This window comes from Mammaliicoccus lentus (genome assembly GCF_002902755.1).
GTDB classification, from domain to species: Bacteria; Bacillota; Bacilli; order Staphylococcales; family Staphylococcaceae; genus Mammaliicoccus; species Mammaliicoccus lentus.
In genome coordinates this window covers 114,860-128,383 of sequence record NZ_PPRS01000007.1, presented here as the reverse complement: position 1 = coordinate 128,383, position 13,524 = coordinate 114,860, and the positions used below count along the sequence as shown (strand labels likewise).

10 protein-coding genes and 1 other annotated feature (1 of these 11 running past the window's edge) are annotated in these 13,524 nt (G+C 33.5%); all 10 genes read left to right on the top strand.

All coding sequences use genetic code 11. The features are described 5' to 3' along the window. Positions 1-150: a binding site (T-box leader), on the top strand (it extends 65 nt beyond the left edge of the window). Between the two features lie 39 nt (positions 151-189). Then, on the top strand, positions 190-2,820 hold the full coding sequence (locus CD135_RS04190) for a valine--tRNA ligase (RefSeq protein WP_103268879.1): 2,631 nt from the start codon (positions 190-192) through the stop codon (positions 2,818-2,820). An 8-nt stretch (positions 2,821-2,828) separates the two neighbouring features. Continuing rightward, positions 2,829-4,088, top strand: coding sequence for a bifunctional folylpolyglutamate synthase/dihydrofolate synthase (locus CD135_RS04185; protein WP_064204333.1), 1,260 nt, complete (start codon positions 2,829-2,831; stop codon positions 4,086-4,088). Positions 4,089-4,191: 103 nt separating this feature from the next. Beyond that, entirely contained in the window at positions 4,192-5,589 is a 1,398-nt protein-coding gene (locus CD135_RS04180; RefSeq protein ID WP_064211073.1) for a YfcC family protein, read from the top strand. A gap of 170 nt (positions 5,590-5,759) precedes the next feature. Then, positions 5,760-6,473, top strand: a complete 714-nt coding sequence (locus tag CD135_RS04175; RefSeq protein WP_064211072.1) for a prepilin peptidase — start codon at positions 5,760-5,762, stop codon at positions 6,471-6,473. A 1-nt stretch (position 6,474) separates the two neighbouring features. Further along, entirely contained in the window at positions 6,475-7,035 is a 561-nt protein-coding gene (gene radC / locus CD135_RS04170) for a RadC family protein (protein ID WP_103268878.1), read from the top strand. A 118-nt stretch (positions 7,036-7,153) separates the two neighbouring features. Then, positions 7,154-8,239, top strand: coding sequence for a tyrosine-type recombinase/integrase (locus CD135_RS04165; RefSeq protein WP_103268877.1), 1,086 nt, complete (start codon positions 7,154-7,156; stop codon positions 8,237-8,239). Next, positions 8,236-10,128: a site-specific integrase gene (locus CD135_RS04160; protein ID WP_103268876.1), complete on the top strand. Its 1,893-nt coding sequence runs from the start codon at positions 8,236-8,238 to the stop codon at positions 10,126-10,128. Before CD135_RS04165 ends, CD135_RS04160 begins: the two co-directional genes overlap by 4 nt. Positions 10,129-10,134: 6 nt before the next feature. Continuing rightward, entirely contained in the window at positions 10,135-10,512 is a 378-nt protein-coding gene (locus CD135_RS04155; RefSeq protein ID WP_001041908.1) for a DUF6262 family protein, read from the top strand. A 237-nt stretch (positions 10,513-10,749) separates the two neighbouring features. Then, positions 10,750-11,115 (top strand): ArsR/SmtB family transcription factor, encoded by a 366-nt coding sequence (locus CD135_RS04150; protein WP_000159127.1) that lies wholly within the window; start codon positions 10,750-10,752, stop codon positions 11,113-11,115. After that, positions 11,108-13,522, top strand: a complete 2,415-nt coding sequence (locus CD135_RS04145) for a cadmium-translocating P-type ATPase CadA (protein ID WP_103268875.1) — start codon at positions 11,108-11,110, stop codon at positions 13,520-13,522. The genes CD135_RS04150 and CD135_RS04145 overlap by 8 nt, the downstream gene beginning before the upstream one ends. Positions 13,523-13,524: the final 2 nt, after the last annotated feature.

Sequence of the window (13,524 nt, the reverse complement as noted above, 5' to 3'; positions counted from 1 at the left end):
TGCATATTAATGGTGATTGAAGGTAGCCTTGTTTGGAACGTTATCTGAAACTAAGTAGGTTAACGCGTGAGCGAGCGATAATCGTAAGAGTGCAATATAATTTATTTTATATTGAATTTAGGTGGTACCACGGTTGAGCCCGTCCTAGTTTATAGGACGGGTTTTTTATTTTAATGAGGAGTGATTTATATGGAAATGGAACCTAAGTACAACCCTAAAAAGGTTGAAGAAGGTCGTTATGAACAATGGTTAGAAAATGATTATTTTAAACCAAGTGAGAATAAAGATAGAGAAACTTATACAATTGTAATTCCGCCGCCAAATGTTACTGGGAAACTACATTTAGGCCATGCATGGGATACAACATTACAAGATATTTTAACAAGAATGAAAAGAATGCAAGGCTACGATACACTTTATCTTCCTGGTATGGATCACGCTGGTATTGCTACTCAAGCTAAAGTTGAAGCTAAATTAAATGAGCAAGGTTTAACGAGACATGATTTAGGCAGAGAGAAATTTTTAGAGCATTCTTGGTCTTGGAAAGAAGAGTATGCAGATTTTATTCGTGCTCAATGGGCAAAGTTAGGTCTTGGATTAGACTATAGTCGCGAAAGATTTACTTTAGATGAAGGTTTATCTCAAGCTGTAAAGAAAGTATTTGTTGAGATGTATAAAAAAGATCTTATATATCGTGGTGAAAGAATCATTAACTGGGATCCACAAACAAAAACAGCTATCTCAGATATCGAAGTAATTCACGAAGATATCACTGGTCATTTTTATCATATAAATTATCCATTTAAAGATGGAGAAGGTTCTATTGAAATTGCAACTACACGTCCTGAAACGATGCTTGGTGACACTGCAATCGTTGTCAACCCAAATGACGATAGATACAAAGATTCTATAGGGAAATCTGTTATTTTACCGATAATTGGTAGAGAACTACCAATTATAGCTGATGACTATGTTGATATGGAATTTGGTAGTGGTGCAATGAAAGTTACACCTGCTCATGATCCAAATGACTTTGAAATTGGTGAACGTCATCAATTAGAAAAAATCAATGTAATGAACGAAGATGGCACGATGAATGAATTAGCAGGTAAATATAATGGTTTAGATCGTTTTGAATGTCGTAAGCAATTAGTAGAAGATTTAAAAGCTTCTGGTGAATTGATTAAAGTTGAAGAGCATGAGCATTCTGTTGGTCATTCAGAGCGAAGTGGTGCAGTTGTAGAACCATATTTATCAACTCAATGGTTTGTAAAAATGGAACCATTAGCTAAACGAGCTTTAGATAATCAAGAGACTGATGGACGAATTAATTTTGTACCAGACCGTTTTGAAGGCACATTTAACAGATGGATGGAAAATATTCGTGATTGGACTATTTCACGTCAATTATGGTGGGGTCATCAAATTCCTGCGTGGTATCATAATGAAACAGGTGAAATATATGTAGGCGAAGAAGCGCCTTCAGATATCGAAAATTGGACTCAAGACGAAGATGTATTAGATACTTGGTTTAGTTCTGCTTTATGGCCATTCTCAACTTTAGGTTGGCCAAATGTAGAAGATGAAGACTTCAAACGTTACTATCCAACTAATACATTAGTTACTGGTTATGATATTATTTTCTTCTGGGTTAGTCGTATGATTTTCCAAGGTTTAGAATTTACTGATCAAAGACCATTTAATGATGTTTTACTTCACGGATTAGTTAGAGCTGAAGATGGACGTAAGATGAGTAAATCACTAGGAAATGGTGTAGACCCAATGGATGTGATTGATGAGTACGGTGCAGATAGTTTGAGATACTTCTTAGCTACAGGTTCTTCACCAGGACATGATTTACGTTATTCAACTGAAAAAGTTGAATCAGTATGGAACTTTATTAATAAAATTTGGAACGCTTCCCGCTTTAGCTTAATGAATATAGGTGAATCATTTAAAGTTGAGGATATTGATTTATCAGGAGAAAAATCAGTTGCTGATGAATGGATATTAACACGTTTAAATGAAACAATCGCTCATGTTACAGAGTTAAGTGATAAGTATGAGTTTGGCGAAGTTGGACGCGTATTATATAACTTTATTTGGGATGAATTCTGTGATTGGTATATTGAAATGAGTAAAATTCCTATGAATAGTGACGACGAGTCTAAAAAACAAATGACGCGTTCTGTTTTATCATATACACTTGATCAAACTATGCGTATGTTACATCCATTTATGCCTTTCGTTACTGAACATATTTGGCAAGCTCTACCACATGAGGGCGAAACGATTATCCAAGCTTCATGGCCAGAAGTAAGACCAGAATTGTCTAATGAAAATAGTAAAATTTCAATGCAATTATTAGTTGAAATTATAAAATCAGTTCGTCAAGCACGTAGAGAAGTTAATACGCCTATGTCTAAAGAAGTGCCAATTCATATTGAAGCTAAAGATGAAAAAGTACAAGAACAATTAATAAACAATAAGGATTATTTAGAACGTTTCTGTAATCCTAGTGAGTTAATAATTGATACTAAAATTGAAGTTCCTGAAAAAGCGATGACTGAAGTAGTGTATGGTGCTACAGTAATATTACCGCTTGAAGGTTTAATTGATATGGATAAAGAAATTGAAAGATTGCAACAAGAATTAGACAAATGGCAAAAAGAACTTGATCGTGTGAACAAAAAATTAAGCAATGAGAAATTCGTTGCAAAAGCACCTGAAAAAATCATCAACGAAGAAAAAGAAAAGAAATTAACTTATCAAGAAAAATATGACGGTGTTTTAGCAAGAATTGAACAATTGAGAGGCTAGGAAGGCTTATGAATTATTTAGATAGTTTACATTGGATACATGAACGCACTAAATTCGGGATAAAACCAGGTGTAAAACGAATGAAATGGATGTTAAGTAAGCTTGATCATCCAGAAGATAAAATACAAGGTATTCACGTAGTTGGTACAAATGGTAAAGGTTCGACAGTTAGTTATATTCGTGATGCACTAATAGCAAATGGATATGAAGTCGGTACTTTTACTTCACCTTATATCATTACTTTTAATGAAAGAATAAGTTTAAATGGTAAACCAATTACAAATGAGGAACTAGTTGAATTAGTTCAAATAGTCAAACCTATAACTGAAAGACTTGAAGCAGAAACAGACCTAGGTCCTGCAACTGAATTTGAGGTTATTACATTAATTATGTTTGTTTATTTTGGTACAATTCGACCAGTTAACTTTGTTGTAGTAGAAGCGGGATTAGGTGCTTTAAACGACTCAACAAATGTATTCCAACCTATTATGACTGTATTAACAAGCATCGGATTAGACCATACTAATATATTAGGCGAGACTTACATGGATATTGCACGTGAAAAAGCAGGTGTAATCAAGCCTAGTGTGCCTCTTGTATATTCAATCAAACCTAAAGATGCTTTGAATTTTATTAGAGAAGTTGTAGAACATCATCATAATAAAGGTTTGGAATTAGATAGGGATATATATGTTGTGTCAGAAGGCGAAGAATTCACGTATCGTTATGACAACTATGAATTAGAAAATATCAAACTAAAAATGATAGGTAATCATCAACATGAAAACGCTGCGCTAGCAATTACAACGTTGATTGAAATGTATCAAAGAGGATTAATCCAGTTAGACTTCAATAAGATGATTGACGCAATTGAAAATGTAACGTGGTATGGAAGAATTGAAAAGGTAAATGATAATCCTTTAATCTTTTTAGACGGTGCTCATAATAAAGAAAGTATTGATGCTTTAGTAAAAACATTACAGCATTATTACTCAGATAAGAAGATTGACGTGTTATTTGCTGCTATTGATGGAAAGCCTATTGGGAAAATGTTAAATAGTCTTGAAGACATAGCGAATCGATTTTTCGTTACAACATTTGATTTTCCAAAAGCATTACCAATTGATACAATTTATGAAAGTGTTGAGCATTCGCATATAGAGAAAGTTAAAAATTATCGAGAGTTCATTGAATCATATCAAGGTGATTTGCTTATAATAACTGGTAGTTTATATTTCATCAGTGAAGTTCGTAAATTACTTGTATAATGGATAAAAAGTATTGGGTTTTTAATCCAATACTTTTTTTATATTTTCATTATTTTCTGAATAATAGGGTAAAAGAAAATCAAACGAAGAAGGAGAGAATTTAATGGGGTTAAAAAAGAAAAGAAATATCACATTTAAAAATCCACATACTTATGCTATTTTGTTATTCATTATCGTGATAAGTGTTATTTTGACTTATATTATACCGGCTGGAAAGTTTGATAGAAAAACTGTTAATGATAGAGAAGAAGTAATTTCTGGGACGTTCCATTTTGTAAAAAGTGAACCTTCTGGCTTTTTAGATATTTTCAGATCTATTCCTGAAGGTTTAATAAGTGGTGCTGATATTATATTTTATATCTTTTTAGTTGGTGGCGCGTTTGGCGTAATACATAAGACTGGCACTATCACAAACGGTGTAAACGCAGCGATGAATAAGCTAGGTAAAAATAGTAAGTTTATGATACCTTTAACGATGCTTATCTTCTCGTTATTAGGATTTTCAATAGGTTTAGCAGAAGAAACGATTATATTTGTACCAATTGGAATAGCTATAGCAAGAGCAGCAGGTTATGATGCAATGACTGGAGCCGCTATGATTATAATGGGAGCAGCTGCTGGATTTCTAGGAGGTATGCTCAATCCTTTTACAGTCGGTGTTGCACAGAAGATCGCAGAATTGCCATTATTTTCAGGATGGGAAATAAGAACACCGATTTATATTGCTATTCTGATTGTAGGCATACTTTACGTAATGTTCTATGCTAGAAAAGTGAAAAAAGACCCTTCTAAAAGTTTAGTATATGATATAGAAGTAAAGGAAGTTGAGGAAAGTGAAGATAACCAAAAAGTCGAACGATTTACAAAAAGACAAATTATATGTTTAATTTTGCTTGTAAGTACAATTTGTTTTAATGTCTTTGGGATATTCAAGTTCGGTTGGTCATTCAATGAAATGAGTGCAAACTTCTTAGTAGCAGGTTTGCTGGCAGGATTTATTGGTGGTTTAGGTTTCAATGGAACATTTGATGCGCTAATCGATGGTATGAAATCCATTTTGTTTGGAGCGTTAATAGTAGGATTTGCTAAAGCAATTGTAGTTGTATTGGAAGATGGTAAAATAATTGATACTATAGTCTTCTATTTAACTAATTCAATTCAAGATTTACCTGCTAGTATAACTGTTGGAACGATGTTTATTATTCAATTATTTCTTAATTTCTTTATACCATCAGGTTCAGGACAAGCCATGACAACGATGCCATTAATGGTACCAATTTCTGATATCCTAAATATTAATAGACAAATGGCTGTACTAGCTTTCCAATATGGTGATGCAATTAGTAATAGTATTTTTCCTACTTCTGCTTCACTTATGGGTGGACTAGCTGTAGCAGGTATCCCGTATACACAGTGGGTTAAATTTATATGGAAGTTATTATTACTATGGGTAATCGTTTGTATGGTCGGAATATTTGTCGCTTTAATACTCGTTAATTAATAATATGAAAAACTTGAAAGAAATTGCTTAATAATAGCGGTTTTTTCAAGTTTTTTTGTCTGTTTTAAAACTTATTCATTTTGTTAGTTAAAAATTTTGAATTTATGAAATTAGGAATATTATGGCCTTAATTGATATATTATTTTATATCAACTAAGGAGATATAAATAATGCTTTTATACTTTATTTTAGGATCTATTTTAGCAAGTTATATGTATCAATTAACAAGTACAACAATCGTCAATTTTAAAACATTAACATGTCGTTCAAAGTGTACATATTGCAATCATAAACTAGAATATAAAGATTTAATTCCAATTTTTAGTTATATTTATCTCAAAGGTAAATGTAGATATTGTAATACGTCCATACCTAAAGATTTAATCACTGTTGAAATATTATTAAGTATTTTATTTATTATGCCACTAATTTCACCTCAAATACATAATCCTCATTTGTATTATTTTTTAATTATATTTTTAATTCCTTTAGCTATATATGATATGAAATACTACATTGTTCCTAATCATATTTTAATTCTCATGTTTATAACTGGTATTTTGATATTCAAACCCGATTTAGAAAATATATTAATTTCATTAGAAATCGTTTTTATCATCCATACTTTATACTTTTTATCTAAAGGTGGAATAGGTTATGGGGATGTGAAATTGTTTTGTATATTAAGTCTCATTTTAACTTGGAAGCAATTTTTACTTATATTTATGTTTACTTTTATCATTTCAGGTATTTCTGCTATCAGTTATATTTTATTTAAAAAATCTATTATAACAAAAGTTCCATTAGTACCTTATATAGCTATTTCATCAATAAGTGTATGTATATTTAATAATCAATTACTATTTTATTTTTTAGGAGGTTAATATGTCATTGAAAATCAAAGACTTACAACAAGAAGACAAGCCAAGAGAGAGATTAAAATCATATGGTGCTGATAGATTAACAAATAGAGAATTATTAGCAATTATAATCAATTCAGGTAGTAAACAATTTTCTAGTATAGATTGTGCAAATCAAGTGTTAAAACTTGTAAATCAATTACGTGATTTAAGGCACCTAACATTACCAGAGTTATTAAGTGTAAATGGAATTGGTGAGAAGAAAGCTTTGACAATATTGGCAGTGATAGAATTAGCAAAGAGAATGCATAGCAATACTGTATTGGACAAAATAGAAATAAATGAACCTCAAGATGTTGCAGATTATCTTATGGAAAAATTAAGATATTTAAAGCAAGAGCATTTTGTTGCACTCTTATTAAATACAAAAAATCAAATTATTCATGAGCAATCTATATTCATAGGTTCTTTAAATATGTCGATTGTACATCCACGTGATTTATTAAGAGAAGCGGTTAAACATTCAGCTGCGTCTATTGTAATAGCACATAATCATCCTAGTGGAGATCCTTTAACCATAGTATAATAAATAATAGTAGTTAAAGTAGTTCAGGAGGAGATGTTAAAGGGAGGTTTTACTTTAAATAAAAATTAACAAGGTTTATAATTTGTAGTACTTAAAGTGTTTAAAGAGGGGGGCGCGTGTGAGGGTTCAAAGGATAGAAGTGGAGAATAAGCCGTATCCATTGTATTTATTACTAGATAAAGAATACCAGCTAATTGAACCAGTAATGAAATTTATTAAATACTTAGATAACACTGGTAAGTCTCCAAATACCATTAAAGCATACTGCTATCATTTAAAGTTGCTGTATGAGTTCATGGAACAGAGAGGCGTTATTCTTAATGATATTAACTTTGAGTTGTTAGCAGACTTCGTAGGTTGGTTGAGATATCCAACAGCAAATAATGTAATTGATCTTCAGCCAAAAGAAGCCATAAGAGAAGAAACGACAGTGAATACAATTTTAAATGCCGTTATGAGTTTTCTTGATTATTTAAGTAGATTAGGAGAATTTAAATCAATTGATGTATTTAAACAAGCAAAGGGAAGAAACTTCAAAGGATTTTTACATCATGTTAATAAGGGTAGATACCAAAAGAATGTCTTAAAGTTAAGGGTTAAAAAGAAACAGATAAGAACATTGACAGCAGAGGAAGTTAAGCAAATTATTGACGCTTGTCATACGAAAAGAGATAAGTTAATTTTAATGCTTATGTATGAAGGTGGTTTAAGAATCGGTGAAGTGTTATCGCTTAGGCTTGAAGATATTGCCACTTGGGACAATCAAATCCATTTAACACCTAGAGATGTTAATGTTAATGAAGCTTATATTAAATTAAGGAAGGAAAGAACAATACATGTGAGTAAAGAACTGATGTCACTTTATACAGATTACTTGGTATATGAGTATAGTGAGGAATTGGAGCATGACTATGTTTTTATTTCCTTAAAAGAAGGCTATTTTGGGAAACCACTAAAGTACCAAAGTGTTCTTGATCTAGTTAGAAGAATAGTTAAAAGGACTGGAATAGAATTTACATCGCATATGCTTCGCCACACTCACGCAACGCAGCTAATTAGGGAAGGATGGGATGTTGCGTTCGTTCAAAAGAGATTAGGTCACGCACATGTTCAGACAACGTTAAATACCTACGTTCATCTTTCAGATCAGGATATGAAAAATGAGTTTAATAAATACCTTGAGAGAAAGGAGCATAAGAAATGAATGCTTCTAGTAAAAGGAAAATTATCAGTCAGAGTGAGATCAGCAAAAAAATAGCTGTAATGAATGAAGAAATGCAAGGGTTTTGGGCTAATAATAGTTGGGATATGAGAAAATGTCCACATCCTTCTGCCATAGAATTAAGTAAGAATCCTGCTTTAAGAAATCGTTGGGTTCGTTTTGAACGTGTTAAAAATCTGTGGTTAAGAACAGAATTGAAATATTTTTATTTTTACCATTTAAACAATGGAATATGGAATGCAAAAACTGTCTGGATTAGAAAAGGAACAGTAATTAATAAAATGTTGGATTTTTTAGATTTAAAGTATCCCAGCACTACTTCAATTACTGAAGTTCCTATTGATAAAGCAACGACGGAGTATAGAACATATTTGACAAAACAGGGTGTTAGAATTACCACCACTAATTATAAGATTACTGCTAATCAAGAAAAAACACCTGTAAAAGCTAATTCTTACTATGTTACTAATCTTAAACAATTTATTGAGTTTTATGAGGATTTTTATTTTGATGGAGAGGAGTGGGATAAAGACGTTTGGGATAGACGAAACTTACCTTTGCCAGATGATAAGGTTAACCCAACACAATATGAATATACAATTAACTTTAAAGGGTTTCGGAATACATATTTTAAACAGCTTGTAAAAAGATATTGTAAGTTAAGATTGAACATGGATAGCTTTTCCTATGTAAGTGATATTGCCCAAAAACTTAAAGAGTTCTTTAATTTTCTGGACATAAAGTTTAAACACGTTCAGAGAGTACACCAATTAACGAGAGTGGAAATTGAAGCATATTTAAGTGAACTAAACATGATGGGGATAAAACCTAGTACAATAACTGGGAGGATCTCTATATTGGAAGGACTATTTAGTACCCTTCATAGGCTAGAATGGGATGATGTTCCTTCCAAATTATTAATTTATCCCGAGGACTATCCGAAAATACCAAGAGCAAAACCTCGCTTTATAGACGAATTCGTTCTAGAGCAATTGAACAGTCATCTTGATAAATTACCCGAATATATAGCTACGATGACTATGATTGTTCAAGAATGTGGAATGAGGATAAGTGAATTGTGCACCTTGAAAAAAGGCTGTTTATTAGAGGACAAAGATGGAGATTACTTTTTAAAGTATTATCAATGGAAAATGAAAAAGGAGCATATAGTTCCAATATCTAAAGAGGTAGTTTTACTTATTAAAGTTCGGGAAGATAAAGTTTCAGAGGAATTTCCAGATAGTGAATACCTCTTTCCAAGAAAAGATGGATCGCCATTAAAACAAGAAACATTTAGAGGCGAATTAAATAAATTAGCTTATGAGCAAAATATAGTGGATAAATTAGGCGAGATTTATAGATTCCATGCCCATGCCTTTCGCCATTCAGTAGGAACAAGAATGATTAACAACGGGGTGCCCCAGCATATTGTGCAGAAATTTTTGGGACATGAAAGCCCAGAAATGACAAGCAGATACGCTCATATCTTTGATGAAACTCTAAAAAATGAATTTACTAAATTTCAAGAAAAACTGGTTACCAATAATGGAGATGTGCTCAATCTAGATGATGATAGTGAAGTCGATGATGTAGAGCTTCAATGGTTCAAGAAAAATATAAATGCACAAGTGCTTCCAAATGGTTATTGTAGATTGCCAGTAATAGCAGGTGGTTGTCCACATGCGAATGCATGCTTAGATTGCACTCACTTCTGTACCAGTAAGCAATTCTTACCACAGCACGAAGAACAGTTAGAGCGTACAGAAGAGTTATTAACCATAGCAAAGGATAAACAATGGCAAAGACAAATAGAGACTAATAGCCGTGTTAAAGAGCGTTTAGAACAAATCATTGGAAGTTTAACGGGGTAATTATCAATGAATAAACAAGTTAGAAATACAACAGAAATTGTACGTTTGGCGAAGCAGAAATCACAAAAGACAAGAGAAAAAGTAGACAAAGCGATTTCTAAATTTTCGATTGAAGGTAAAGCTATTAATTTTAATTCAATAGCAAAGGAAGCTAATGTTTCTAAATCATGGCTTTATAAGGAACACGATATTAGGCAAAGAATCGAATCCCTTCGTGAGCGTCAAATAACATCAAATGTAGTCTCAAAACCCAAGAAAAGTTCTCGTTCGGAGGAAATCCTTATAAAAACCTTAAAAAGAAGAGTTATGGAATTAGAAAAAGAAAATAAAAAATTACAGAACCAAATTCAAAAATTATATGGAGATCTGTATAATAAAGAGTAGTTTTTATTATTAATCTGTAGACAGATTGTGAAAGGATGCACTTAAACTAACGGGGCAGTTATGTTTAAGATACTTTAAAATTTGGTTAAAATCTCCGAAAGGATTGGTTTCTAACATTAGAAACCAATCCTTTTTAATATTAATTATATATCATTCAAACAATCATTTGACTATATGTTTATAGTGGGATATATTATAATCATCAAACAAACAGTCATTTGAATAAGGAGGGTAATTATGACAAAAGATATGTGTGAAGTTACCTATATTCATGAAGATAAGGTAAACAGGGCTAAAAAAGACCTTGCTAAACAGAATCCTATGGATGTAGCGAAAGTTTTTAAGGCTCTATCAGATGATACAAGAGTTAAAATTGCTTATGTTTTGTCTTTAGAGGGAGAGTTATGTGTTTGTGATGTAGCTAATATCATTGAATCTTCAACGGCTACGGCATCCCATCATTTAAGATTATTGAAAAATTTAGGTATAGCAAAATACCGTAAAGAAGGAAAATTAGTCTATTATTCACTAGATGATGAGCATGTTAAACAGCTTGTAGAAAAAGCTTTCTTGCATCAAAGGGAGGTTGCTAGTATTGGATAGTTCAACAAAAACATTAACAGAAGATAAACAGGTTTACCGTGTGGAGGGTTTCTCGTGTGCGAATTGTGCTGGGAAGTTTGAAAAAAATGTAAAAGAACTATCAGGGGTGCATGATGCTAAAGTCAATTTCGGAGCTTCCAAAATTGATGTCTTTGGCAGTGCAACCGTTGAAGATCTGGAAAAGGCTGGTGCTTTCGAGAATCTTAAAGTGGCACCAGAGAAGGCTAGAAGAAGGGTCGAACCAGTGGTAACAGAAGATAAAAATGTTTACCGTGTGGAGGGATTTTCTTGCGCAAACTGTGCTGGGAAGTTTGAAAAAAATGTAAAACAACTAGCTGGAGTTCAGGATGCAAAAGTGAACTTTGGCGCTTCTAAAATTGATGTATATGGAAACGCATCGGTTGAAGAGCTTGAAAAAGCAGGTGCTTTCGAGAATCTTAAGGTAATTCCTGAAAAACTGTCGAATCCATCGATACAATCGGTCAAAGAAGACACTAAGGCTCCTAAAGAAGAGAAAATACCGTTTTATAAAAAACACAGCACATTACTGTTTGCCACATTACTGATTGCTTTTGGTTACCTTTCTCACTTTGTAAATGGAGAAGATAACCTTGTAACGTCCATGTTATTTGTAAGTTCGATTGTAATTGGCGGATATTCACTATTTAAAGTTGGTTTTCAAAATTTGATACGCTTTGATTTCGACATGAAAACCCTGATGACCGTTGCAGTTATTGGAGCTGCCATCATTGGTGAATGGGCAGAGGCATCCATTGTTGTCATTCTCTTTGCAATCAGTGAAGCACTTGAACGTTTTTCTATGGATAGAGCAAGACAGTCCATTCGTTCATTGATGGATATTGCCCCAAAAGAAGCACTTGTTAGGCGGAATGGTCAGGAAATAATGATCCATGTGGACGATATTGCCGTGGGTGATATTATGATCGTCAAACCAGGGGAGAAAATTGCCATGGATGGGATCATTATAAATGGTGTGTCGGCTGTCAACCAGGCTGCTATAACAGGAGAATCTGTCCCTGTTGCCAAAACGGTAGATGATGAAGTATTTGCAGGCACGCTTAACGAAGAGGGACTACTTGAAGTAAAAATCACCAAATACGTAGAGGATACAACTATCTCCAAGATTATTCATCTGGTTGAGGAAGCACAAGGGGAGCACGCTCCAGCGCAAGCATTCGTAGATAAATTTGCGAAATATTATACGCCGATCATTATGGTTATTGCGGCGCTCGTTGCAGTCGTTCCACCTTTATTCTTTGGTGGAAGTTGGGATACTTGGGTTTATCAAGGATTAGCGGTACTTGTAGTTGGATGTCCGTGTGCATTAGTTATTTCTACTCCAATCTCGATTGTCTCGGCAATTGGAAATGCAGCTAAAAAAGGTGTGTTGATTAAAGGCGGTGTCTATCTAGAGGAATTAGGAGCCATTAAGGCAATCGCATTTGATAAAACAGGAACACTGACAAAAGGTGTACCAGTGGTAACAGATTTTAAAGTGTTAAATGATCAAGTGGAAGAAAAAGAGCTGTTTTCCATTATTACAGCTTTAGAATATCGATCACAACATCCACTTGCTTCAGCAATAATGAAGAAAGCAGAGCAAGATAATATTACTTATTCCGATGTTAGAGTGAAGGACTTCACTTCTATTACAGGTCGGGGCATTCAAGGGAATATAGATGGAACAACCTATTACATTGGCAGTCCAAGGCTTTTTAAAGAATTAAATGTTTCCGATTTTAGCCTTGAGTTTGAAAATAAAGTGAAAGTTTTACAAAACCAAGGGAAAACGGCCATGATTATTGGAACGGACCAAACAATCCTCGGCGTGATTGCTGTAGCAGATGAGGTCCGCGAAACAAGTAAAAATGTGATTCAAAAACTTCATCAGTTAGGAATCAAGCAAACAATTATGCTGACAGGTGATAATCAAGGTACCGCAGAAGCAATCGGTGCTCATGTAGGCGTTTCTGATATTCAGTCCGAATTGATGCCACAGGATAAGTTGGACTATATTAAAAAAATGAAAGCCGAGCATGGTAATGTAGCTATGATTGGCGATGGCGTCAATGATGCTCCTGCACTTGCTGCATCCACTGTTGGCATTGCAATGGGCGGTGCTGGAACAGATACTGCCATCGAGACAGCTGATATTGCATTAATGGGAGATGATTTAAGTAAGCTTCCATTTGCAGTAAGACTTAGCAGGAAAACGCTAAATATCATCAAAGCGAACATCACGTTTGCCATCGGAATTAAGATAATTGCCTTACTATTGGTTATTCCAGGCTGGCTAACCCTTTGGATTGCGATTCTTTCCGATATGGGAGCCACTATTTTGGTAGCATTAAATAGTTTGCGACTGATGAGAGTGAAGGATAAATAGGT

What these genes read in the sequence shown, in the direction of transcription:
- CD135_RS04150 (WP_000159127.1), top strand. Translation starts at nt 10,750, where the DNA reads ATGACAAAAGATATGTGTGAAGTTACCTATATTCATGAAGATAAGGTA.
- CD135_RS04185 (WP_064204333.1), top strand. Translation starts at nt 2,829, where the DNA reads ATGAATTATTTAGATAGTTTACATTGGATACATGAACGCACTAAATTC.
- CD135_RS04155 (WP_001041908.1), top strand. Translation starts at nt 10,135, where the DNA reads ATGAATAAACAAGTTAGAAATACAACAGAAATTGTACGTTTGGCGAAG.
- CD135_RS04160 (WP_103268876.1), top strand. Translation starts at nt 8,236, where the DNA reads ATGAATGCTTCTAGTAAAAGGAAAATTATCAGTCAGAGTGAGATCAGC.
- CD135_RS04175 (WP_064211072.1), top strand. Translation starts at nt 5,760, where the DNA reads ATGCTTTTATACTTTATTTTAGGATCTATTTTAGCAAGTTATATGTAT.
- CD135_RS04180 (WP_064211073.1), top strand. Translation starts at nt 4,192, where the DNA reads ATGGGGTTAAAAAAGAAAAGAAATATCACATTTAAAAATCCACATACT.
- radC (WP_103268878.1), top strand. Translation starts at nt 6,475, where the DNA reads ATGTCATTGAAAATCAAAGACTTACAACAAGAAGACAAGCCAAGAGAG.
- CD135_RS04190 (WP_103268879.1), top strand. Translation starts at nt 190, where the DNA reads ATGGAAATGGAACCTAAGTACAACCCTAAAAAGGTTGAAGAAGGTCGT.